20 protein-coding genes are annotated in these 22322 nt (G+C 72.2%); 11 read left to right on the forward strand and 9 right to left on the reverse strand.

Going from position 1 to position 22322, the window contains the following annotated elements; genetic code table 11:
- Positions 1 to 307: 307 nt before the first annotated feature.
- Positions 308 to 763, reverse strand: a complete 456-nt coding sequence (locus AB0I32_RS17340; RefSeq protein WP_357508156.1) for a hypothetical protein — start codon at positions 761 to 763, stop codon at positions 308 to 310.
- A 248-nt stretch (positions 764 to 1011) separates the two neighbouring features.
- Here AB0I32_RS17340 and AB0I32_RS17345 point away from each other — a divergent pair, with 248 nt between their 5' ends.
- The 5 genes from AB0I32_RS17345 (at position 1012) to AB0I32_RS17365 (ending at position 8864) form a co-directional block, all read left to right on the forward strand.
- Positions 1012 to 1515, forward strand: coding sequence for a hypothetical protein (locus AB0I32_RS17345; RefSeq protein WP_357508158.1), 504 nt, complete (start codon positions 1012 to 1014; stop codon positions 1513 to 1515).
- Positions 1516 to 2215: 700 nt separating this feature from the next.
- Positions 2216 to 4762 carry a malto-oligosyltrehalose synthase gene (gene treY, locus AB0I32_RS17350; protein ID WP_357508160.1) on the forward strand — a complete coding sequence of 849 codons (2547 nt, stop codon included), beginning with the start codon at positions 2216 to 2218 and terminating at the stop codon, positions 4760 to 4762.
- Positions 4759 to 6579, forward strand: a complete 1821-nt coding sequence (gene treZ / locus AB0I32_RS17355) for a malto-oligosyltrehalose trehalohydrolase (RefSeq protein WP_357508162.1) — start codon at positions 4759 to 4761, stop codon at positions 6577 to 6579. Before treY ends, treZ begins: the two co-directional genes overlap by 4 nt.
- A gap of 12 nt (positions 6580 to 6591) precedes the next feature.
- Positions 6592 to 6975, forward strand: coding sequence for a hypothetical protein (locus AB0I32_RS17360; protein WP_357508163.1), 384 nt, complete (start codon positions 6592 to 6594; stop codon positions 6973 to 6975).
- Between the two features lie 119 nt (positions 6976 to 7094).
- On the forward strand, positions 7095 to 8864 hold the full coding sequence (locus AB0I32_RS17365; RefSeq protein WP_357508165.1) for a thiamine pyrophosphate-requiring protein: 1770 nt from the start codon (positions 7095 to 7097) through the stop codon (positions 8862 to 8864).
- 53 nt (positions 8865 to 8917) lie between these two features.
- Here AB0I32_RS17365 and AB0I32_RS17370 read toward each other — a convergent pair whose 3' ends face one another.
- Positions 8918 to 10363, reverse strand: coding sequence for an NAD(P)/FAD-dependent oxidoreductase (locus AB0I32_RS17370; RefSeq protein WP_357508167.1), 1446 nt, complete (start codon positions 10361 to 10363; stop codon positions 8918 to 8920).
- Position 10364: 1 nt separating this feature from the next.
- The gene (locus tag AB0I32_RS17375) at positions 10365 to 10922 is read right to left on the reverse strand and encodes a hypothetical protein (RefSeq protein ID WP_357508169.1); all 558 of its coding nucleotides are present in this window, start codon (positions 10920 to 10922) and stop codon (positions 10365 to 10367) included.
- A gap of 151 nt (positions 10923 to 11073) precedes the next feature.
- On the opposite strand from AB0I32_RS17375, the gene AB0I32_RS17380 reads away from it, so the two are divergent.
- Positions 11074 to 11661 carry a TetR/AcrR family transcriptional regulator gene (locus tag AB0I32_RS17380; protein WP_357508171.1) on the forward strand — a complete coding sequence of 196 codons (588 nt, stop codon included), beginning with the start codon at positions 11074 to 11076 and terminating at the stop codon, positions 11659 to 11661.
- A 50-nt stretch (positions 11662 to 11711) separates the two neighbouring features.
- Complete coding sequence (locus AB0I32_RS17385; RefSeq protein WP_357508173.1) at positions 11712 to 13115, forward strand: threonine/serine exporter family protein; 1404 nt, start codon at positions 11712 to 11714, stop codon at positions 13113 to 13115.
- A 43-nt stretch (positions 13116 to 13158) separates the two neighbouring features.
- On the opposite strand, the gene AB0I32_RS17390 is transcribed toward AB0I32_RS17385, so the two are convergent.
- Together AB0I32_RS17390 and AB0I32_RS17395 are read right to left on the reverse strand one after the other, a co-directional pair.
- Complete coding sequence (locus AB0I32_RS17390; RefSeq protein WP_357508175.1) at positions 13159 to 15510, reverse strand: protein kinase; 2352 nt, start codon at positions 15508 to 15510, stop codon at positions 13159 to 13161.
- A gap of 163 nt (positions 15511 to 15673) precedes the next feature.
- A complete protein-coding gene (locus AB0I32_RS17395; protein ID WP_357508177.1) occupies positions 15674 to 16204 on the reverse strand; it encodes a hypothetical protein in 531 nt (176 codons plus the stop codon).
- Between the two features lie 206 nt (positions 16205 to 16410).
- On the opposite strand from AB0I32_RS17395, the gene AB0I32_RS17400 reads away from it, so the two are divergent.
- Positions 16411 to 17496, forward strand: coding sequence for a C2 family cysteine protease (locus AB0I32_RS17400; RefSeq protein WP_357508179.1), 1086 nt, complete (start codon positions 16411 to 16413; stop codon positions 17494 to 17496).
- Between the two features lie 10 nt (positions 17497 to 17506).
- Entirely contained in the window at positions 17507 to 17773 is a 267-nt protein-coding gene (locus AB0I32_RS17405; protein ID WP_357508181.1) for a hypothetical protein, read from the forward strand.
- Between the two features lie 46 nt (positions 17774 to 17819).
- Here AB0I32_RS17405 and AB0I32_RS17410 read toward each other — a convergent pair whose 3' ends face one another.
- On the reverse strand, positions 17820 to 18179 hold the full coding sequence (locus tag AB0I32_RS17410) for a MerR family transcriptional regulator (RefSeq protein WP_357508183.1): 360 nt from the start codon (positions 18177 to 18179) through the stop codon (positions 17820 to 17822).
- Between the two features lie 52 nt (positions 18180 to 18231).
- Between AB0I32_RS17410 and AB0I32_RS17415 the strand changes: the two genes are divergently transcribed.
- Entirely contained in the window at positions 18232 to 19233 is a 1002-nt protein-coding gene (locus AB0I32_RS17415; protein WP_357508185.1) for an aldo/keto reductase, read from the forward strand.
- Between the two features lie 10 nt (positions 19234 to 19243).
- On the opposite strand, the gene AB0I32_RS17420 is transcribed toward AB0I32_RS17415, so the two are convergent.
- The gene (locus tag AB0I32_RS17420; RefSeq protein WP_357508187.1) at positions 19244 to 19711 is read right to left on the reverse strand and encodes an HtaA domain-containing protein; all 468 of its coding nucleotides are present in this window, start codon (positions 19709 to 19711) and stop codon (positions 19244 to 19246) included.
- Between the two features lie 262 nt (positions 19712 to 19973).
- On the opposite strand from AB0I32_RS17420, the gene AB0I32_RS17425 reads away from it, so the two are divergent.
- A complete protein-coding gene (locus AB0I32_RS17425) occupies positions 19974 to 21038 on the forward strand; it encodes a glycerophosphodiester phosphodiesterase family protein (protein WP_357508189.1) in 1065 nt (354 codons plus the stop codon).
- 86 nt (positions 21039 to 21124) lie between these two features.
- Here AB0I32_RS17425 and AB0I32_RS17430 read toward each other — a convergent pair whose 3' ends face one another.
- Both AB0I32_RS17430 and AB0I32_RS17435 read right to left on the reverse strand, forming a co-directional pair.
- A complete protein-coding gene (locus AB0I32_RS17430) occupies positions 21125 to 21643 on the reverse strand; it encodes a metalloregulator ArsR/SmtB family transcription factor (RefSeq protein WP_357508191.1) in 519 nt (172 codons plus the stop codon).
- Complete coding sequence (locus tag AB0I32_RS17435; protein WP_357508193.1) at positions 21644 to 22300, reverse strand: SRPBCC family protein; 657 nt, start codon at positions 22298 to 22300, stop codon at positions 21644 to 21646.
- Positions 22301 to 22322: the final 22 nt, after the last annotated feature.

The following is a 22322-nucleotide window of genomic DNA, read 5'->3' on the forward strand; positions in this document are numbered from 1 at the left end:
GACCGTGGGTGTGCTCTTCCTTGACGAGGCGCGAGAAATCGCTCTTGCACCCTGTGGCCCGGGACGCCTGTCGAGCGGATCGCCGACACGGCCGCCGCCGTGCGGTGTCTCGTGCCGTTCCCAACCTCTGATCTTGATGCTGGTGCCGGGCTGGCTCATCACAGCGACGGGCTTGCATGACGCCGCCGTTCACTACACACAGCGCCTCGCCGAGGCTGGCGCGGTCGCCTCGGTCAGGCTCCACCGGAGACGCTCAGTTCCGAATCTCCACTGAACCCGTCACGAGGTACTGCTCGCCACGCACACGCTATCGGTTTCGGGGCCACATGAGCGCAGATCTCTGCTGCAGTACCTCGGCGACCGACTCGGTGACGTCATCCGCCTGGATCCAGCGCAGTATGCCTGGCAGCGTCTCACGCCAGCTGACGCCGTCCGGAAGCTGCTTCGGCAGGGGCGCGCCCGCCGGACGGGTACCGACCCACGGGAACCGTCGCTCATAGTCCTGGTTGCTCTGCGCCGCGAGCAGCAGGTCGTATTGCCAGAGCACCGTCGCGGGCGCTACGGCGACGTCGAGCGACCACTGCGAGCGGTCGACGATGATCTGCACCACGGAATCGCCCTCGAAGACGAACACGGCCCCAAACGTGTTCGTGCCCTCTTGTGAGACGAGGACGTAGCCGCTCGACGACAGCCAAGCAAGGGTGTGCTGGACATCGGTGGGCGCGTGCGTTCGGAAGAACTGGTCGACCTGCTGCTGGCTCATCGGCATGTCGGGGTCACGCTCCAACGGTCGGGGGCACTTTGCCCGCGCAGGCCCTGCCGACGATGCTACTGGTGACGATGAGAAGCGAAGCGCTACATAGATGACTGCAGCGCCGAGCAGCATCAAGTCAGCCCAGGGCGCGCGAGGTCGTGGACCGAGGAACCAGCCGGGCAAACCAGCACAGATGCGACTCGACGCATGTCGTGCCATTGTGTTCGGACTGCCATATCCGTACTGAGGAGGACAGCGTGAACCGCACCCCCATCGCGAGCCGGCAGCACGTCCCCGTCGCCCGCCGTCTGGCTTCCCTTGCCCTTGCCACCGGCCTCACCCTTGGCCTGGGTGGCACGCTCGCCGCGTGCTCGGACCAGGACATCGATGACACCGCCGACCAGGTGAAGGACGTCTCGGACGAGGCGCGGGGCGTCGTCGACCAGGCGAGGCAGTCGATCGAGGACGCTCACGCGACGTTCGAGAACCTCGATGCCGAGGCGAAGGCCGAGGCCGAGGCGGCCGTGGCCGAGGCCGACCAGGCGATCGACGACGCGCAAGCCGCATTGGAGGAGGCGGAGCGGGACGCGTCCGCGGAGGGCCAGCAGGCCGTTGCCGACGCGGAGCAGCAGGTGGACCAGGCCGCGGCGCAGCTTGAGCGGGCCGAGGAGGCGGTGAGCGGTGACGCCGCAGACGCCCTCGACGACATCGGACAGAACCTCTCGGTGCTCGGCGCCGACCTGCGCGACGCCCAGGACTGACTCCCTTCTGTCTAGGCGGTTGGCTGGCTTGAGCGTTCGCCCAGGGTGGCGTCATCGTGGCACGGCTGGGGCCTGTCTTCAGGCGTATCGGCGGCCGAGGCGGCTGCTACGGCGTGACCGCGTCCGCGGGCATCTCGGGCTACCAGGACGCCCACGTCTGCTGCGATGCCGTCGAAGGGCGTCAGATCTGCCGCGGCAACCGGTCGGTTCTGGGTGTCGTCCAGTAGCCAAGAGTGTTCGACGTCGTCACCTGCGAACCCGCTCTCTTCCCACTCGTCGGCTGATATCCGAGAGGCGAGCGCAGCTCGCACCTCGGCCGACGATGCCGGATAGGCCGATCCAGCGGCCTGTAGCTGCTCGTGCGAGCCGGCAGATGAGTGGACGCTCGGGCCGAGCACCTTCCAGCCAGGTAACTGCTCAGCCCACCAGTCCGGGCTCATCACGGTGTTCGGGCTCAATGGCCGGCGAGGTGTTCACCGTGTGCGACGGCGCGGACTTCTCCAACTTTGCTGGCCGGTCGCGCCGAAGGTCCGCTCCCAGAACTGATCGATGCGTACCCGAGCCGTAAAGTGCACGGTGCGAGTACAGCACGCCCGAGCTCAACGGCGACCGGCACCGAGCCTTCGCGCTCCGTGCGAGGCGAGTGTCGGTCTCCCCGCCTACGGTGAAGCCCGAGAGACCACGAGCGACGGAGGCACAGTTGCATTCCCATCTCCCCGGACCAGGCCGCCGCACCCCGGTCAGCACCTACCGCCTGCAGCTCGGCCCCGACCTGACGTTCGCCGAGGCCGAGAAAGCACTGCCCTACCTCGACACCCTGGGGATCACCGACCTCTACCTCTCGCCCGTCCTGCAGGCCGCGCCGGGTTCGACGCACGGGTACGACGTCGTCGACCACACCCGGATCAGCGACACGATCGGTGGCCGGGAAGGGCTCGAACGGCTCGCCGCCGCGGCGCATGCGCGTGGGATGGGCGTCGTCGTGGACGTCGTGCCGAACCACATGGCGGTGCCCACCCCGGCCTGGCACAACCGCGCCCTGTGGTCCGTGCTGAAGTACGGGCCCGAGTCCCCGTACGCGAAGTGGTTCGACGTCGATCTCGCCGAGGGCGAAGGGCTGCTCATGCCGGTGCTGGGCGCACGGATCGGAACGGTGCTCGCCGCCGACGAGCTCGTGCTCGACCACACCGTCGTGCCGGGGGACGGCGGCGCAGGAACCGATGAGGAACAGCCGGTCCTGCGCTACTTCGACCACCTGTTCCCCGTCCGGCCGGAGACGGAGCACCTGCCGCTCGCGGAGCTGGTGGGCCGCCAGCACTACCGGCTCGCGTACTGGCGTGTGGCCGACGAGGAGCTCAACTACCGCCGCTTCTTCGACGTCGGCACCCTCGCGGGCATCCGCGTGGAGGACCCAGGCGTCTTCGACGCCACGCACGCGCTGCTGCTCGAGCTCTTCGAGGCGGGCGTCATCGACGGCTTCCGGATCGACCATCCCGACGGCCTGGCCGATCCCCGCGGGTATCTGCGCAGGCTGAGCGAGGCGACCGGCGGCGCGTGGATAGCGGCGGAGAAGATCCTCGAGGAGGACGAGGAGCTGCCCGACGACTGGCCGGTCGCCGGCGCCACCGGCTACGACACGGCGTGGCGGCTGCACGCCCTGCAGGTCGACCCCGACGGCGCCGCCCCGCTCGCCGGCCTCCTGCACGAGGTGACGGGTGAGCACACCACCCTCGACGACCTCATCGAGGAGGCGAAACGGCAGATCGTCGAGACCTCGCTGTACGCGGAGACCCATCTCCTGACCACCATGCTCGCCGACATCTGCCGCGAGGACGTGCGGTTGCGCGACCATACGTTCCGGTCCCTCCAGGACTGCGTCACCGAGCTCATCGTCGCGTTCGGCCGGTACCGCGCCTACGTGGTGCCGGGGGAGGTGGCGCCGCCCATGGCGGAGCGGGTGGTGCGCGAGGCGGCCGACGTCGCCCGGTCGCGGCTCGACCCGGACCGGCACGACACTCTGGACGTCGTCGTCGACCTGGTGCTCGGGCGGGAGGTCGGCTCAGCGGGCCGCCAGAACGAGGAGCGGCGGGCGGAGCTCGTCGTCCGGTTCCCCCAGGTGTGCGGCGCCGTCATGGCCAAGGGCGTGGAGGACACCGCGTACTACCGGTGGACGCACCTGGTGAGCCTGTGCGAGGTGGGCGGGGCGCCGGACCGGTTCGGCGTCGGGCCGGACGAGCTCCATGCGCTCGCTCGGCGCACGTCCGAGTCGTGGCCCGCGACGATGACCGCTGGCTCGACGCACGACACCAAGCGCGGCGAGGACGTGCGCTCGCGCATCGGGGCGATCGCCGCGCACGCGAACGCCTGGACGGCGCTCGTGCGGCGCCTGCGCGAGGCGACGGCGGACCTGCGCCCCGCCGACCTCGACGGCCGCACCGAGAACCTGCTGTGGCAGACGCTCGCGGGCACCTGGACCCCGGCGGGACCGATCGAGGCCGACCGCCTCACCGCGTACCTCGTCAAGGCATCGCGCGAGCAGAAGGCGTGGACCACCTGGACCGCGCCCGACGAGGCTCGCGAGGAGGGCCTGGTGCGGTACGCGACGGACCTGCTCGCCCACCCCGAGGTCGTGACCGGGTTTACCGGCTGGGTCGAGCGGGTGACGCCGACCGTCCGGCGCTCGGTGCTCGCGACCAAGCTGCTCCAGCTCACCGTGCCCGGCGTCGCCGACGTCTACCAAGGCACCGAGGTCACGGGGACCTCGCTCGTCGACCCCGACAACCGCCGACCCGTCGACCTGGAGGCGCTCGCGAGCACGCTCGCCGCGCTCGACACGGGTCGGACGCCGTCGGACCTCGCGGAGGAGAAGCTCGCGGTGACGGCCGCGGCACTGCGCCTCCGGCGGGCGCAGCCCGATGCGTTCGTCGGGGAGGACGCCGGCTACGAGCCGCTGCCGGTGACGACGGGCCGCGCTGTGGCGTTCGCCCGGCGCGACGCTTCCGGGCCCCGGGTGGTCGTGGTCGCGACACGGCTCGGCGACGCGCCCGGCCAGGTGGAGGCGACGGTCGTGCTGCCCGAACCGAACCCGGGCGAGGCGTGGCGGTCGCTGCTCACGGACTCGACCTCCGGCGACGGCGCCGTGCAGCTCGGCGACCTCCTCGGCGCCTGGCCTGTTGCTCTGCTCGTGGCGGAGCCCGTTGGCGGCACCGGGTCTGCGGACGCGACGACGGACGGGGCGACGGCATGACCGCGCCCTTGCGCGTCTGGGCGCCGCGCGCGTCCCGCGTCGACCTCGTCCTGCCGATGTCGGGCAGCACGGAGCCCATGACTGCCGACGACGGCGGCTGGTGGCGCACCGCACGTCCCCTTCTGCCCGGGACCGACTACGCGTTCTCGCTCGACGGCGGCCCGCCACGCCCCGATCCGCGCAGCCCCTGGCAGCCCGCCGGCGTGCACGGCCCGTCACGCACGTTCGACGAAGCCGCGCACCAGTGGTCCGACGCCGCCTGGCCCGGCCGCGACGTGCTCGGCGCCGTCACCTACGAGCTGCACGTCGGCACGTTCACGCCCGAGGGCACGCTCGACGCCGCCGTCGAACGACTCAACCACCTCGTCGACCTGGGCGTCGACGTCGTCGAGCTCATGCCGGTGGCCGCATTCGGCGGACACCACGGCTGGGGATACGACGGCGTCGCCCTGTGGGCGGTGCACGAGCCGTACGGCGGCCCGGCCGCGCTGCAGCGCTTCGTGGACGCCGCACACGCGCGCAGCCTCGCCGTCTGCCTCGACGTCGTCGACAACCACCTGGGCCCGTCGGGCAACTACCTCGCCGAGTTCGGCCCCTACTTCACCGACCGGCACCAGACGCCCTGGGGCGCGGCCGTGAACCTCGACGGCGCCGGTTCCACCGAGGTGCGAGCGTTCGTCGTCGAGAAGGCGCTGCGCTGGTTCCGCGACTTCCACGTCGACGCGCTGCGCCTCGACGCCGTCCACGCCCTGGTCGACGACTCGCCCCGGCACCTGCTGGCCGAGCTGTCCGACGCCGTCGCGACGCTGGCCAAGGAGATCGGGCGGCCGCTCTCGCTGGTGGCCGAGTCCGACGCCAACGACCCCCGCACCGTCACGCCCACGGGCGAGGCGTTCGAGGGCCGCCCCGGGTACGGCATGACCGCCCAGTGGGCCGACGACGTCCACCACGCCCTGCACGCCCTCCTCACCGGCGAGCGGCAGGGCTACTACGACGACTTCGGCGCGCCCGAGACGCTCGCCAAGGCCCTCACCGGCGCCTTCGTGCACGACGGCGGCTGGTCCACCTTCCGCGGCAAGCCCTGGGGCGCGCCGGTGCCGCCCGAGACGGACGGGCGCCGCTTCGTCGTCTGCTCCCAGAACCACGACCAGGTGGGCAACCGGGCGCTCGGCGACCGGCCCTCCCGAGTGCTGGCACCCGGGGCGCTCGCGGTGAGCGCGGCCGTCGTGCTGCTCGGGCCCTTCACACCGATGCTGTTCATGGGGGAGGAGTGGGGCGCGACCACGCCGTTCCAGTACTTCTCGGACCACGAGGAGCCGGAGCTCGCGGAGGCGATCTCACGCGGGCGTGCGCGGGAGTTCGGCGGGCACGGCTGGGCCGAGCTGTACGGGGCCGACGTCGTGGTGCCCGACCCGCAGGCACGCGAGACGTTCGAGGCCTCCCGGCTCGATTGGGCGGAACCCCGCTCCGACGGCGGACGCCGGATGCTCGATCTGTACTGCGCGCTGGTCCGGCTCCGGCACACCGAGCCCGCGATCGCGTCGGGGGATCGGCGGGCCACGACGGTCCGGGTCGAGGAGGGCGCGATCGTGCTGACGCGCGGCGCGGTCGAGGGCGGCGGCCGCGTCGACGTGGTGCTGGCACTGGAGGAGCGGCCGGTGTTGGTGGCGGTCGAGCACGACGGCGAGCCACCGTCGGTTGCGCTCGACTCCGCGGCCGTGCTCGGGACCGACCCGGCGACGGTGGAGAGCCGACCCGGCACGACGACCGTGACGGTGCGTGGGCCGGGCGTCGTCGTCCTGCGGCAGAACGGTTAAGTGCCTCGCGGCATGCATCCGCACACCAGTTTCGGGAACCCTCCCGCTCTGTCCCACGACGTGGTTGCCGAGACGTTGGAGCGGGCGATCGGAGACCGGGCCCATGAACCCGAGGCCGCGGAAACCCTGGTGGGTACCGCGTTGAACGACGACGACCAGGCGTTCGTCGAGCACTGGTGCGTGCAGGTAGGTACGCGGGCCGTATCTGGAAGCCCGTTGCTCGGGCTCGCTGGCCTGTGCCTTGGGCATACTGCTCGTCGGTTCGGGCATCTTGGCGACGGGGCCGTCGCACTGGCGCACTCCTTGGCGGCGCGTGCCGAGGCAGATCCGGCGGACGTGGATGGTCGTGCGCTCGACGGCCTCGACGATGTCAGGAGCTTTCTGCACCTGCGGTGAGCCAGCCGCCGTCCGACCCCGCCCCTGCGAGCACAGCCCCACCCGTCCAGACTGAGACGAGGGCGCCCCCGGTGGAGCCGACGCCGGCGCTGGTGCCCGCCGAGTACGGGGGAGAACGAATGAGCTCCACCACCGTGGCAGACGGCGTCGTCGACCGGCTGGTCGACTGGGGCGTCGAGCGAGTCTTCGGGTACGCGGGCGACGGGATCGACCCGATCCTCGCGGCTCTGCACAGGCAGGAGGTCCGGATCGAGCTGGTCACGGCGCGCCACGAGGAGATGGCGGCCTTCATGGCGACCGGCCACGCGAAGTACGGCGGCGGGGTCGGCGTCTGCCTCGCGACACAGGGGCCGGGCGCGGTCCACCTGCTCAACGGGCTGTACGACGCCAAGCTGGACCGCAGACCAGTGGTGGCGATCGTGGGGCAGGTGGTCACGAGCGCGCTCGGGTCCGGCTACCAGCAGGAGGTCGACCTGCACACCCTCTTCAAGGACGTGTGCGCGCAGTACCTGCAGGTCGTGGCGTCGCCGCAGGCGCTGCCACACGTCCTGGACGACGCGTTCCGCACGGCCCTGGCCACGTCCAGCCCCGTGTGCGTCATCGTGCCGCACGACGTCCAGCAGGCCGAGGCCCCCGCCCAGGACGAGCAGGGGCACGGGATCGTGCGGTCCTCGACGGCCTACGCCCACCCCCGGACAGTGCCCCACGACGACCAGCTGCGCGCCGCCGCCGACCTGCTCGGTGCCGGCGAACGCGTCGCCGTCCTCGTCGGACAGGGCGCGGCGGGCGCCGAGCGGCAGGTGCGCGACGTCGTCGAACGCCTCGGCGCCGGACTGACCACCTCGCTGCTCGGCAAACCGCTCCTGGACGAGTCGCTGCCCTACCACTGCGGCGTCATGGGCCACCTCGGCACCACGGCCTCGGCCGACCTCATGTCGGGCTGCGACACCCTGCTCATCGTCGGCAGCAACGACCCCTGGACCGAGTACTACCCGGCGCCGGGCCAGGCCCGCGCCGTGCAGATCGACGTGACGGCCCGCAACATCGGCACCAAGTTCCCCGTCGAGGCGGCCCTGCCCGGCGACGCCGCCTCCACCCTGGACGCGCTCCTGCCCCTGCTCCCCGAGCGCGACGGCTGGCGGAAGGACGTCGAGGGCTTCGTCGCCACCTGGCACGACGTCGCCGAGCGGCGCGTCGCCCAGCGGACCGGCCGGCTCAACCCGCAGCTCGTCCTGAGCGAGCTGTCCGCGCAGCTCCCGCCCGACGCCCAGGTGGCTGTCGACGTGGGCTCCGTGACCTACTGGTACGCGCGGTTCCTCCGGCTGCCGTCCGGCGTTCCGGCGCACCTGTCGAGCACGCTCGCCTCCATGGGTTCCGCCCTGCCGTACGGGATCGCGGCGAAGCTGCTCCGTCCCGACCGTCCGGTGGTGGCGCTCGCGGGGGACGGCGCGATGCAGATGAACGGCCTGTCCGAGCTCATCACGGTCGCCCACCGCTGGCACGAGTGGGCCGACCCGCGGTTCGTCGTCCTCGTGCTGAACAACGGCGACCTCGCGGAGGTCAGCTGGGAGCAGCGCGAGATGGAGGGTGATCCCCGGTTCCCGACGTCGCAGACGGTGCCCTCGTTCCCGTACGCCGACTACGCGAGGCTGCTCGGGCTCGAGGGCGTGCGTGTCGAGCAGCCCGGCCAGGTCCGCGAGGCCTGGACGACGGCGCTCCTGGCCGACCGGCCGGTGGTCGTCGAGGCGGTCGTCGACCGCGACACGCCGCTCCTCCCGCCGCGCCAGCCGGACGAGAAGGTCGAGCAGACCCTTGAGGCCATCGGGCACGAGCGGAACGGCGACCAGGCGGGCGACCTGCTGCGCGAGCAGCACGACGACGAGCGGTGAGACCGGCCGCCGGCCGCGCGTGCGGTCGGCGGCCGGTGGGCCACCCGCACGATCTACGCGGACCGGCCGTAGGTCTCCAGCAGCCGGAGCCAGATCTCGCTGATCGTGGGGTACGCGGGGACGGCGTGCCACAGCCGGTCGATCGGCACCTCCGCGGTGATGGCGATCGTCGCGGCGTGGAGCAGCTCGGCGACGTCGGGGCCGACGACGGTGAAGCCGACCAGCACCTTGCGGTCCTCGTCCACGACCATGCCCGCGCGACCGGTGTACCCGTCGGCGTGCAGCCCGGCGCCGGCCACGGCCCCGAGGTCGTACTCCACGGCGCGGACGCGCAGCCCGGCCGCCGCGGCGGAGGCGGCGGTGTGGCCGACGGACGCGATCTCCGGGTCGGTGAAGATCACCTGGGGGACGGCGCGGTCGTCGGCGGTGGCCGCGTGCCGACCCCAGGGCTCGAGGTCGACGGGCTTGCCGCCGGCGCGGGCGACGAGGGTCTCGCCCAGCGCCCTGGCCTGGTACTTGCCCTGGTGCGTGAGCAGCACGCGATGGTTGACGTCGCCCGCGGCGTACAGCCAGCCGTCGTCGACGGGCGTGCCGTCGCTGCCGAGCACCCGCAGGGACTCGTCCACGCGCAGCCAGTCGCCGGGGGTCAGCCCCACGTGCTCCAGGCCGATGGCGGCCGTGTTCGGCGTGCGGCCCGTGGCGACCAGCACCTCGTCGGCGTCGAACGTCGTGCCGTCGACCAGGCGGACATGCACCGTCCCGGCCTCGTCGCGGTGGACGCTCTCGGGCTCGGTGCGCAGGTGCAGGGTCACGCCGTGCGCCTTGAGCGTCTCGGCCACGAGGTCGCTCGCGAACGACTCCACGGTGGGCAGCAGCCCGTCGCGGGCGATCATCGTGACCTGCGAGCCGAGGGCCGCGTAGGCGGTGGCCATCTCTGCGCCCACCACGCCGCCGCCGATGACCGCCAGCCGGCCAGGGACCGCCTGGGCGGACGCGGCCTCGCGGCTCGTCCACGGCGCGGCATCGGCCAGGCCGGGGACGTGCGGGATCCGCGCGCCGCTGCCGGTCGCGACGACCACGGCGTGCCGGGCGGTCAGGACCGTGGTGCTGCCCTCGGCGCCGGTGACCTCGACGGTGCGGGGCGCACTGATCTTGCCGACGCCGCGCACGAGCTCGATGCCGGCGCTGTCCAGCCAGGCGACCTGGCCGTCGTCGTGCCAGTGGGCGGCGAAGGCGTCACGGCGGGCGAGCACCGCGGTGGGGTCGAGCTCACCGGTCACTGCCGCGTTCGCACCGGGAAGGTGACGGACCGCGCGCAGCGCGGCGGCGTCGCGCAGGAGCGCCTTGGTGGGCATGCAGGCCCAGTAGGAGCACTCCCCGCCGACCAGCTCGCTCTCCACGATCGCGACGCTCAGGCCGCCCTTGACGGCGCCGTCGGCGACGTTCTCGCCGACCGGGCCCGCGCCGATGACCACGACATCGAAGGTGCTCTCGGTCATGTCAGCTCTCCTTCTTGGCGACGCGGTGCAGGCGCAGCGCGGAGGCGAGGAAGAAGATGCCGCCCAGCGTGGCGTACCCGGCCAGCGAGGTCAGCATGGCGTTCGGCCCACCGGCCATGAGGAAGAAGCCCGTGCCGGCGAACACGGAGATGCCGCCGCTGAGGATCATCGCCCACTGGCCGCCGAGCCGGTAGCGACGGACGGCGACGACGAGCTGCACGATGCCGGCGGTGATCGCCCACACGCCCCAGACGCGCAGGACGGCGGGGATGCCCGACGTCACGGCGACGGCCAGGCCGATGGCGGTGAGCAGGCTCAGGGCCATGTTGAGGTACAGGCCCACGGTGGGTCGCGCGGTCTTCGAGGACCGGAAGTCGACGACGGCGGCGGCGACGTCGAACAGCGGGTAGAGCACCAGGAGGCCGATCGCGACCGGGCCAAGGCTCTTGCCGGCGGCGAACAGCAGCACCGCCCAGACGATGGCGAAGCCGAACCGTACGAAGTACAGGTTCCGCAGCGAGGCGGCGGTGGCAGTGGGCGAATCCGTAGCGGTTGTCATGAGGTTCCTTGTGATCGAGGCCGCGGTCGGGGAGCGGGTGCGCCCTTCCCAGCGGCGATATGTCTAGGTAGAATGACTAGTAACTCCACCTGTCTGGACAGTACACATCCATCAGCGCCGGGCGCAAGGGGAGCGAGGAGAGAGGCCACGTATGATCGCGACCGTGCAAGGGTCCATGCGAGAACGCCTGATCGAGGCGGCCAACGAGCTGTTCTACGCGCAGGGGCTGCGCGCCGTGAGCGTCGACAAGGTCATCGAGCGCGCGGGCACCACGAAGGTGACGTTCTACCGGCACTTCCAGAGCAAGGACGACCTGATCGTCGCGTACCTGGAGTCCCGTGCGGAGCTCGAGCGCAACGGCGTCGACGCGGCGATCGCGCACGGGGCCGGCGACGTGGACGTGTCGCTGGGTCTCATGGCCGACCACACCGGGGCGGCGGCGTGCAGCCCCGGCTTCCGCGGGTGCCCCTTCATCAACGCGGCCGCCGAGTACCCGGACCCGGAGAGCGCCGTCCGCAAGCTGGTCGACGCGCACCGCGACTGGTGGACGAGTGCGTTCGAGCGGCTCGTCGCACCGCTCGGGCTGGCCGATCCGACCGCGATCGCCGACGACCTGATGCTGCTGCGCGACGGCATCATGGTCGCCGGCTACCTCGGGGAACCCACCAAGGTCGCGGCCTCGTTCCTGCGCAGCTGCCAGGCCGTCATCCGGTGCGCGCCCCGCGCGTCCGCCCGGTAGGAACTTCCTGGCGCGTGCCGGTGGCGGCGTCCCTCCGCACAATGGGGTGCATGCCCCAGCCAGCTCGTCGAAGCCTGTACTCGTCGGTGCGCAGAGCCCTGCGCACCGACCCGTCGGACACTCCCGCCACCGAGGTGCATCCCGCCGTCGACGACACGATGGTCATCCGGTCACTCGACCTGGCGATGCGCATCGGCGAGTCGATGTTCGCCGTCGGGGCGTCCGCCCACGAGGTGACGCTCGCGATCACCCGCGTGGCCGACGCGTACGGGCTCCGGGGCGTGCACGCGGACGTCACGTACACGTCGATCGTCCTGTCGTACCAGGCCAACGGCGAGGGCTGGCCGCACACGCTGCTCCGGGTGGTGCGCGTCGCGGCGCCGGACCACATGAAGCTGCAGCGGCTCCAGGCCCTGCTGGTCGACATCGACGAGGGCCTGGACCTCGACGAGGCGCGGACCGCGTTCCGGGCGATCCGCCGCGTGCCGTTCCGGTACCGGCAGCCTGTCGTCGTGACCGCGCGGGCGCTGCTCGCCGTCGGCGCGAGCATCCTCTCCGGGGGATCACCGGTGGTCGTGGCGCTCACCTTCGTCGCGGCGCTCGGGGCCGCCGCGACACAGTCCGGGCTCGCCCGGCTCCGCGTGCCGTCGTTCTTCAGCCAGATCGCGGGCGCGTTCGTCACCACAGCGGTCGCGGTGGTCGTATCCGCCCTCGCGGCTGCTGACGTCGAGCCGTTCGCCGGGGTGCAGCCCTCGATCATCGTGGCGTCCGGCATCGTCCTCATGCTCTCGGGCCTCACCGTGGTGGGCGCGGCGCAGGACGCCATCGACGGCTTCGCGCTGACGGCGGCCGGGCGCATCCTCGACCTCACGCTGCAGACGCTCGGGCTGGTCGTGGGGATCCTGGCCGGGCTGGAGCTCGGCAGCATGCTCGGGTTCCGGATGGCCCTGCCGGACGGCCCGCCACCGCTGGGCCCGCTGCCGGACCAGCTCTGCGGAGCGGTGATCATCGCGGTAGCCGTGGCGCTGTTCAACGGCGCGGGCCTGCGGATCATCGCCGTCAGCGGGGTGCTGGGCGCGGTCGCGGCGCTCGGTTACGCGGTCGCGCAGACGGCGGGCCTGCACCCGGCGGCCGCCAGCGGCATCGCGGCACTGCTGGCCAGCTTCGTCGGCGTCCTGATCGCCCACAACCTGCACGTCCCGTCCGTCGCGGTGACGACGGCGGCCATCGTGCCGCTCGTGCCCGGCGGCGCGGTGTTCTACGGGCTGCTCGGCATGGTCCACGCTGACCCGACGTCGGCGCTGGCAGCCGACAGCGGGGCCGGCTCCCTGGTGCTCGCGGCCTCGGTGGGGATCGGGCTGGCCGCGGGCGCGTCGCTGGGGATCTATCTCGGGACGCCGGTACGGGCCACGCTCGCCGGCGTCGCACGCTCCCGCGCCCGCGTGCGCCGCTGACGGCGCAGCTTCGTCAGTGCGGCCCGTCAGCGCGGGCGCTTCGTCAGATCCTCAGGTCCAGCAGTGTGGAGCTGGTCGCCCACAGCAGCGCCGAACCCACTCCCACGAGCAGCACGGAGACCACGTAGAACCAGATCCGCATGGGCTGCCCGAGGATGCGCAGCAGAGCCGCCAGGCCGAGCGCGGCGATCGCGAACGCCGGCGCGGCAAGGAAGGGGTCGCCCACCTGCGGGTCCTGCGTGACCAGCAGGTACACGGCCCCCAGGAGCAGCAGCCGCGGGACCCAGCGCAGCAGGGCGCCGAGCAGGCGCAGCGGCCACGGCCTCTTCTTGCGCGGCGGTGCGGCGGCCTGAGCCGCAGGCCTCTGCTTCGCGGCCGGTTGCACCCTCTGCTGGGCACCGGGCCGGGCACCCTGCTGAACACCTGGCCGGGCGCTCTGCTGGACAGCCGGCTGGACACCCGGACGGACGCCCGGCTGCATGCTCGGCGGACGCGCCGCGGGCTGCTGGCGGGCGGGCGCCTGCGTGACGGGCATCGGGCGCGTGGCGTGCGTGACCGGCTTCACCGGTGGCTGCTTCGGGGCCGGGCCGAGGTGCTTGACGGGGCTCTTGCGCGGCTCGAACGACTGCGGCGGCGCGGCCAGCTTGCGCACGACCTGGGTCGCCGCGGCCGGCGAGGGCGCGACCGATCCGGGCAGGACGGACGGGGGAGCGGACCCCCGCCTGCCGCTGGTCGGGGCCTGCTCGACCTCCCGGACGGGTTCGGGGCTGCGGAACGCGCGCCAGCCGCGGAGCGTGTCGGCGTGTCCGTCGGGCGGGGTCGCGCTCCGCCAGCGCATCGCCTGCCAGATCCAGTCCTTGATCTCGGCGGGGGTGCGGCCTTCGGCGACGTGCGCGCCGATCTCCGCGACGTGGTCGGCGACGACCTGCTCCGCGGCGCCGTCGAAACCGTCCGCATGCACCTCGGTCAGGACGCTCATCAGTGCGCGGTCGTACACGAGGGCGTGCCAGGGTTCTGTGACGCGCGAGGAGGGCGTGGCGGCGTCGGACAGGGCGCGGCCCGGCTGGAACAGCTTGGTGTGGCCGCGCCCGGTCAGCACGTCGGTCGCCGGGACGGCGGCCGCCTCGGCCGCCGTCACGCCGGCGCTGAGGACCTGCGAGGTGAGCATCAGCGTCGGGTCGGGTGTCGTGCTCGCGAGGCGGGCGCGCACCACCCCCGCGATGTTCTCCAGCGGCGGCCGGTGGTCCGGCTGGTACCGGGTCATGGCGAGCACCAGCGACCGCACGTGCCGGTCGATGACGGGCGGTGCGGGCAGGGGCTCCTCGTCGGGGACGACGCCGGCCGGCTCCTCGTCCACGAGGTCGGTCGCCACCAGGTCGCGGCCCAGGAAGTTCAGGTCCAGCGGCAGCGTGCCCGTGCTCGCGTACAGGAGCAGCAGGCCGAGGCTGTACACGTCCGACCGCGGGTGCACCCGGCGCCCGAACAGCTCCGGCGCCATGTAGGAGACGGTTCCGGCCGGCTGGGTCGACGTCGCGGCGTCGAACACCTTGGCGATGCCCAGGTCGATGAGCACCGCGCGGTCGCCGTCGACCATGATGTTCGCGGGCTTGAGGTCACGGTGCAGGGCGCGCTGCTCCTGGAGCACGAGCAGCGCGTCGACCAGCTGCATGGCCAGGCCCAGCGCCTCGCGTCCGGACAGCGGGCCTTCCTCGCGCACGCGGTCCCGCAGCGTGGTGCCGGGTACGAGCTCCATCGCGAACCAGGGCTGGTCCGCGTCCAGTCCGGACTCCACGAAGCGCGGGAAGCCTCGGCCGTCCAGGCGTTCCAGGAGGTGTGCCTCCTGCGCGAAGCGGTCCCTGGCGTCGTCGTGCAGGCCGGTGAGGACCTTGAGGGCCACGTCGGAGCCGTCGTCGGCCACCGCGCGGTACACGTGCGCGAAACCGCCGTGGCCGAGCGCCTCGGCGAGCGTGAACCGGCCCATGCGTTCGCCGCTCGCGGGGATGCGCCGGACCGGGCGCACGGGGAGCGCTCCGGCGAGCGGGGTGCGCCGGACCGGTGCCACGCCGGGTGCGGGCTCGGGTGCGAGGACCGGGACGAAGTCGGACGGCGGCGCAGGCACCTGGGGTTCGTCGGGAGCCGGGGCCGGGTCGGACGGCGGTTCCGGGTCGGGTGCCGGGGCCTCGTCGACGGCCGGGTCCGGGTCCGGGTCGGACGGTGAGGCCGGCGAGGGCTCCGCTGCCGAAGCCAGGTCGGTCGCTGGGGCCCGAACCGGCTCGGGGTCCAGGACGGAGGTCGGTGCGGCTGCGGCCGGGAGCTCAGGATCGGGCAACGGGACCGGACCGGGGCCGACGGCCGCTGGCGCGACCTCGCCGACGCCTGGCGCTGGTGACGTCATGCGGGCAACCTACCAGCGCCTTCGCGCCGGTCCCAGAAAAGTCCCAGCCTGTCGCCGACGGAAATTCCTGTCGGCGGAGGCTCGTTGTCGGCTCGGCGGTGGTCGGCCAACCTTCAACCAGGAGTTGAACTTCAACCTCGACCTGAGGTTGAAGCTTCCGGTGTCATGACCCTTCGAGGATGCTCTCGTCGCACTCGCGGGTCGCGACCGGACCCGAGATCCCGACGGTCGGCGGGTAGGCGGTGACCTCGAGCTCCCAGCCGGCCGGGTCCGTGGTCGTCACGTACACGTCGCCGCCGTTCTCCGGATAGGTCACCTCGGACAGCTGGCCGAAGCCGTGCTCGTCCAGGACCGGGTCGAGTGCGGCGGACAGGTCGGCGAGACCGTCGCTGGGCTCGTACAGGTCGCCCTCGCCCAGGCTCTCGGCGAGGAAGAGCTGGCACCGGCCGTCGGGTTGCTCGGTGACGGCCGGGAAGTGATCCTTGGCGGTCCACTCCACCTCCGGGACGGACCGCTCGAGTACCTCGACGACGTCGGCGTATGTGGCCGTGTAGTCCGCCATCGCGGAATCGAGTCCGGGCGGCGGTTCGGCCGGCTCGTCGTCGGGGCTCGTCGAGCAGGACGCCAGCACGCCGACGGCGAGCAGCGCCGCGCCGATCCATCGCACCTGGCGTAGCTGGAGTGCTTGGAACATGGACCGCAGCTGCTCCTTGGTCGTGGTCACCGGCCGCCGGGCCTGGACATGTCCAGGCTCTCAGGCCCGGGACGCTACCAGGGCCGGCACATCCTTGTCGTGATTCGCGCGGTACGCGCGACGGGGACTTCTCACCATCGTGCGTGCCGGACGCATCCGATATCGTGCTGCTCACCCGAGCCTGGGTACATGGAGGGGGACGCGGCGTGAGCGGCAACATGTACGGCGCAGATGTCGAGGCGCTTCGTCAGCTCGGGCAGATCTTCGACGAGGCCGCGGCGCAGCTCAGCGCGGCGCGACGCCTCGTGGAGTCCGGCGTCGACGCCGCCGACTGGTGGGGACCGAGCGGCGAGATGTTCCGCGGCGAGTGGTCCGACCAGCACGCCCCGGGCCTGACCGCCGTGGAGACGGATCTAGCGCGCGTGGGCGACGTCCTGCGCCGCAACGCGGACGCCCAGGAGCGGACCAGCGAGAGCCTGGACGGCGGTGGTGCGGCCGGCGGCTCCGGCCTGCCGGGCAGCAGCTCCGGCGGCGGAGGCGACTACTCCGGTGAGGACCGGCCGGGCAACCCCGAGCTGGGGGACCACGGTCCCTACAAGCCGGCCACCAACATCCCGATGGACGACAACGCGATCGACCCCGACCAGCTCAACCAGCAGGGGCTCGGCGACTGCTGGCTGCTCGCCGCGATGGGCTCCATCGCCCAGAACGACCCCGAGTTCTTCCGCGAGCACATGGTCCAGAACTCGGACGGGACCTGGACGGTCACCATGTACAAGGACGGCGAGCCGGTCGAGATCACCGTCGAGCCCGAGGTCGCCAGCGGCGGCGTCATGGACCCGAAGGGCAACCCGAGCTGGGCGTCGATCTACGAGAAGGCGGCCGCCGAGTACTGGGGCGGGGAGTACGAGGACCTGGACGGCGGGTACTCGGACGAGGCGTTCGAGGCGATCACGGGCAAGGAGTCGAACAGCTCCGACGAGGGCAGCCTCGAGGACGTCCGGGAGGCGCTCAAGAACGGCCCGGTAACAGGCGGCACCGAGGACGACGGCTCGTTCCTCTGGTGGGACGGCGAGATGGACGACAACCGGGTCGTGCCCAACCACGCCTACGTGGTCGACGAGGTGCGGGAGAACGCGAACGGCGAGCTGGAGGTCCACGTCATCAACCCGTGGGGCCCGGGCGACCACAAGCAGAGCGACGGCTCCAACAAGGTGGGCGACATGTGGCTGACCCAGCAGCAGTGGGAAGAGAACTTCGACACCCTGTACACCACGCCGTCCACCAAGTGAGGGGAGTGACATGAACTGCACGATCACGGCCTCGCAGGGGGCGCAGCCGCTCTTCGCCGACGTCAAGGTGGGCATCATGCGCGTGGGCGTACGCGGTGAGGAGGCGAAGGTGCAGCTGTTGGTGCGCTCGCCGCGCCAGGACGAGGTCGTGGTGGTGGCTCGCGGTGGCTCGCTCGACCTGACCGGTGCCGGGACGCTCCGCATCGACGCGATCGAAGGCAGGCCGGGAACGGTCCAGGGCAAGGTGACGTTCACCTTCACCCCGTCGGAGGACTAGGGTCCGTCCCGTCCTGCGGTCCGGCGCACAGCGGCTACCCGCTACGTCACACCCCCTGCGACCGGTACCACGCGATCTTCTCCCGCAGCTTCTCCTGCTGGCCGCGCAAGGCGTCTATCGACTCCTGCACCCGCCGGTCGTGGTCCTCGAGCAGCGCCACCCGCGCCGCCAGCGTCGCCTCGTCGAGCGACAGCTCGGCGTACCGCTTGAGGTCGGCGATCGGCATGCCCGTGTCGCGCAGGCAGTGGACCAGGTCGAGCCAGCCGAGGTCGTCGTCGGTGTAGGTGCGGTGCCCGCTCGACGTACGCGCGATGGGACGCAGGATGCCCTCGCGCTCGTAGTAGCGCAGCGTGTCGATGCTGAAGCCGGAGACCTCGGCGGCCTGCGCGGGCGAATAGGTGGTCATGTTCAGATCTTGCCCTTGACCTGGAGCGCGCTCCAGGGTTTTCGCTCATCCCATGACCACATCACTGCAGAGCAACACGGAACCCGCCACCTCCCACGACACCCCGCCCGCCGAACGCCTCGTGCTCGGCGCCATGATGTTCGGCACCGCGGTCGACGAGGCGACGTCGTTCGCGGTCCTCGACCGGTTCGTCGAGGCCGGCGGCCGGTGGATCGACACCGCCGACTGCTACGCCTTCTGGGCGAGCGAGTCCGGCTACGGCGGGCAGAGCGAGGAATTGCTCGGCCGCTGGTTCGCGGCGCGCCCCGGCGTCCGTGACCGCATCCTGCTCGCCACGAAGTTCGGGGCCGAGCCGCGTGACGCGGCAAACTGGCCCGCTTCCCGTACCGGCCTGTCCGCGGCGGCGATCCGCGAGCAGATCACCGGCAGCCTGCGCCGTCTCGGCACCGATCACGTCGACCTCGCCTGGGGGCACATGGAGGACCGCTCGGTCCCGGTCGAGGAGACCGCTGACGCCTGCGCGGCCCTCGTGTCGGACGGCGTAGCGGCCCGCATCGGCCTCTCCAACCACCCGGCGTGGCGGGTAGAGCGGGCCCGGCAGCACGCCGTCGCGCAGGGGGTCGAGCCGTTCACCGTGCTCCAGCACGCCTACAGCTACCTCCAGCCCCGCCCCGGGACGCTCACGGGGAACCACCGGTTCGGCTGGCTGAACGACGAGCTGGCCGACCTGGCCGCCGTCGAGGGCCTGGACGTGTGGGCCTACACGCCGCTGCTGTCCGGGGCGTACGACAACCCGGCGAAGCCCATCCCCGAGATCTTCGACCACCCGGGCAGCACGCAGCGCCTCGCGGTGCTCGACGAGGTAGCAGCCGAGGTCGGGGCATCACGCGGTCAGGTGGTCCTCGCCTGGCTCGTGGCGCGCGGGATCCGGCCGATGCTGGGTGGCAGCAAGGTGCACCAGCTGGACGCGGCGGTCGAGGCCGTAGCCCTGGAGCTCCCCCAGGAGCTCACGGAGCGACTGGACGAGGTGGACGTCACCCCACCCTCCGCCTGACCGGTGAGCGTTACCGGGTGAGGTCGATCGTCAGGGGCTCGAACGGGGTGGCTGGGGGATAGCTGCCGCCCCAGAGCTTTGCGCCCGCCTCGGTTAGCACTACCTGCTGCCACGTGAGCCGCGTGCCGTCGTCGGACCGCTCGGGCGCTCCCGCGAGCCGGAACGCGTCCGTGCGCACGTCCGCGTCGCGGTCCCGGATGGACATGGTCCAGTCGGGGCCGCCGTCGGCGGGGGCGGTGACCTCGATGTCGGCGACCTCGCCGACGAACGAGCCGAAGTGCCCGATGAAGACGACGGACCCCGTGAACGCGAACAGGCCGGTGTCGGCAGTCGGGTCCGGGCTGCGTTCCGGGTCGAGCGGGAAGTGGAACGAGGCGCCGCTGCCGCCGACGGCGTCGTCCTGCACGATGCGGCCGCCGGGCGCCCCCATCACGTACATCAGCAGACTTGCCTTGATCTCCCAGTCCAGATGAGCCACGCGAGAACGGTACTCCCACGTGCGGGTTCATGGCGCTCGGCGCCGGGGAGCGGTCACCGGGCGGCCGGGGAAAGTGGTACCGGGGCAGGTGTGTTGCTCTGCGTAGACAATGTCTACACAGAGCAACACATCCCGCCCGCGTAGGTTCTCCCCGTCGACTCGGATGCTGCGCTGCTCCGTGTCGCCGCGCGTTCACGCGGGAGTCGCCCGGGCGACGGCGTGGGGTCACGCCTCGGCCACGGCGGATGATCAGGATCGAGCCATGAGAACTACCCGGCAACGCCGCATCACCACAGCTCTGGCCGTCACCGTAGCGGGCACGCTCGCCCTGGGCGCCGCGCCGGCGTCAGCCCACCCCCGCAGCTTCGATCTCCAGGCTCACCGGGGCGGCATCGCGCTCACCGTCGAGAACACGCTCCCGGCCTTCGACAACGCGCTCGCGCTCGGCGTGAGCACGCTCGAGCTCGACGTGCAGATCACGCAGGACGGGTACGCCGTCGTCACGCACGACCGCGACCCGAGCCCCGCCAAGTGCGTCGACACGGCGCCCGCGTTCCCGGGCGACCCCGAGTTCCCCTACGTGCCGAACAAGACGTACATCAAGGACCTCACGCTCGCGCAGGTCCGGACCCTGGACTGCGGTTCGCTGCGGCAGCCCCAGTTCCCCGGGCAGGAGCTGCACCCGGGCGAGCGCATGCCGCTGCTGTCCGAGGTGCTGCGGCTGGTCAACCGCCACCGCGCCCACCAGGTCACGCTCAACATCGAGACCAAGGTCGAGGCCGGCGCCCCCGAGCAGACGGCGCCGCGCGAGCAGTTCATCCAGGTCGTCGCGCGCGAGGTGCGCAAGGCACACCTCGTGGACCAGGTCACGATCCAGAGCTTCGACTGGGGCTCGCTGATGCGGATGAGCGAGGTCGAGCCCCGGTTCCCGCTGGTCGCGCTGACCAACGGCCAGCAGTTCCTCCAGGTCGGCGCCCCGGGCGCGTCGCCGTGGCTCGGCGGGCTCGACATCGACGACTTCCCGGGTTCGATCCAGGAGAAGTTCGTCGCGGCCGCCGCCTCGTTCGGGGCCGACGCCGTCTCGCCCGTGCACGGCGACCCCCAGGGTGGCGGCGTGAACGACCCGGGCTACGTCCCCTTCACCACGCCCGAGCTCGTCGACGCCGCCCACGACGCTGGCATGGACGTCGTCCCGTGGACCATCGACGACCGCGCCACCATCGAGTCCCTGATGGACATCGGCGTCGACGGCATCATCACCGACCGCCCCGACCTGCTGCGCACGATCATGGCGGAGCGCCACCTGAAGCTCCCCAAGCGCTACTGACCGGCCGTACGGTCCGCCAGCCCAGTGATCTGGCCCAGAACGCGCACGGGTTCTGGGCCAGATCACTGGGCTGGCGGGGTGAGGGCTCAGCCAGCTGCCTCGCCCGCACTGTTCCCGCTGCCTGCTGCGCTCGGCGGCGCTGCCCGACGGCGTTCCCGGCGTCCGCGGGCCAGCTCCGTCGCCAGGGCGTCGAGCGGCTGGGCGAACGTGTCCTCGAACCGGGCGAGCCAGGCGCGGGCCGCAGCGGTCCCGGCGTCGTCCACGGCGTAGAGGCGACGTGTGCCCTCGGCGCGCACCTGGACCAGGCCTGCCTCGCGCAGCACCCTGAGGTGCTGCGAGACCGCCGGCTGCGTGATGCGCACGCGGGCCTGCAGGGCGGTGACCAGGGCTCCGGCCGGCTGCTCGCCGGGGATCAGGAGCTCCAGCAGCCGACGTCGCACCGGGTCGCCGAGCGCCTCGAACACGCCTGCCCGCGCCGAGTCGGGGACGCCGCCGTCGCCGCCGGCCCTCCCGCTGCCATCAGCGACGCCGTCGCTGCCGGGAGCGCGGCTGTTCTGTTCCCGACCTTCCCGTTCGCCACGACGCGGCCGAGGGGCCGCCGGCACTCAGGCCTCCGGCTCGGCGGCGGGCGGCACCGTGTAGAAGGCCAGGGTGCGCTGTCCTGCGGCGCGTGCCTGGTCGGCGTCCTCCCCGGAGGCGATGGCGGCCTCGGCCCAGTCGGTGCTCGCGAGCCGCACGAACTCCACCCCGACGGGGGAGAGGGTCCACGCCTCGAACTCGGTCGCGTCGTTGTCGGAGCCGGTGGCCAGGTGTAGGCCCAGGCCCACCAGGGCGAGGTCCCAGCCGACGCCGACGGCGCCCGGCCCGTACTGCGTCCAGAAGTCGGGGTCCACGGGGGCCTCGTGCACCAGCTCCAGCGTGGTGCCGCCGTCGGCGGGGGAGAGGGAGACCGTCACCCACGAGACCTGGCCGCCGAACTCCCAGGTGATGTCGAAGCTCTCCGGGGCGTCGCACCGCTCGACCTGGCCGCCGGCCTGGCCCACGAACTGGTAGCGGCCGCCCACCGAGAGCTCGCCGTCGATCGGGAGGAACCACCGGGGCAGGCGCTCGGCAGAGGTCAGCGCGTTCCACAGGTCGTCGCGGTCGGAGGCATAGGTGCGGCGCGCGACGGCGATCTTGGTCGGGACGCCGTCCCGGCTGCCGTCGCGGACCTCACGGGTCATGAGACCGGCGGTGGCGACGGGATCGATGGTGGTGGTCATGATCGCTCCTTCTATAAGCAGT

Origin of the sequence: Promicromonospora sp. NPDC050249 (genome assembly GCF_040656015.1) — a bacterium.
GTDB lineage: Bacteria > Actinomycetota > Actinomycetes > Actinomycetales > Cellulomonadaceae > Promicromonospora.

Bases quoted from the DNA above. Each gene is read 5' to 3' on its own strand.
- treZ (WP_357508162.1), top strand. From the start codon at position 4,759: ATGACCGCGCCCTTGCGCGTCTGGGCGCCGCGCGCGTCCCGCGTCGAC.
- AB0I32_RS17360 (WP_357508163.1), top strand. From the start codon at position 6,592: ATGCATCCGCACACCAGTTTCGGGAACCCTCCCGCTCTGTCCCACGAC.
- AB0I32_RS17425 (WP_357508189.1), top strand. From the start codon at position 19,974: ATGAGAACTACCCGGCAACGCCGCATCACCACAGCTCTGGCCGTCACC.
- AB0I32_RS17390 (WP_357508175.1), bottom strand. From the start codon at position 15,510: ATGACGTCACCAGCGCCAGGCGTCGGCGAGGTCGCGCCAGCGGCCGTC.
- AB0I32_RS17380 (WP_357508171.1), top strand. From the start codon at position 11,074: ATGATCGCGACCGTGCAAGGGTCCATGCGAGAACGCCTGATCGAGGCG.
- AB0I32_RS17365 (WP_357508165.1), top strand. From the start codon at position 7,095: ATGAGCTCCACCACCGTGGCAGACGGCGTCGTCGACCGGCTGGTCGAC.
- AB0I32_RS17405 (WP_357508181.1), top strand. From the start codon at position 17,507: ATGAACTGCACGATCACGGCCTCGCAGGGGGCGCAGCCGCTCTTCGCC.
- AB0I32_RS17395 (WP_357508177.1), bottom strand. From the start codon at position 16,204: ATGTTCCAAGCACTCCAGCTACGCCAGGTGCGATGGATCGGCGCGGCG.
- AB0I32_RS17340 (WP_357508156.1), bottom strand. From the start codon at position 763: ATGAGCCAGCAGCAGGTCGACCAGTTCTTCCGAACGCACGCGCCCACC.
- AB0I32_RS17370 (WP_357508167.1), bottom strand. From the start codon at position 10,363: ATGACCGAGAGCACCTTCGATGTCGTGGTCATCGGCGCGGGCCCGGTC.
- AB0I32_RS17385 (WP_357508173.1), top strand. From the start codon at position 11,712: ATGCCCCAGCCAGCTCGTCGAAGCCTGTACTCGTCGGTGCGCAGAGCC.
- AB0I32_RS17375 (WP_357508169.1), bottom strand. From the start codon at position 10,922: ATGACAACCGCTACGGATTCGCCCACTGCCACCGCCGCCTCGCTGCGG.
- AB0I32_RS17435 (WP_357508193.1), bottom strand. From the start codon at position 22,300: ATGACCACCACCATCGATCCCGTCGCCACCGCCGGTCTCATGACCCGT.
- AB0I32_RS17415 (WP_357508185.1), top strand. From the start codon at position 18,232: ATGACCACATCACTGCAGAGCAACACGGAACCCGCCACCTCCCACGAC.
- AB0I32_RS17410 (WP_357508183.1), bottom strand. From the start codon at position 18,179: ATGACCACCTATTCGCCCGCGCAGGCCGCCGAGGTCTCCGGCTTCAGC.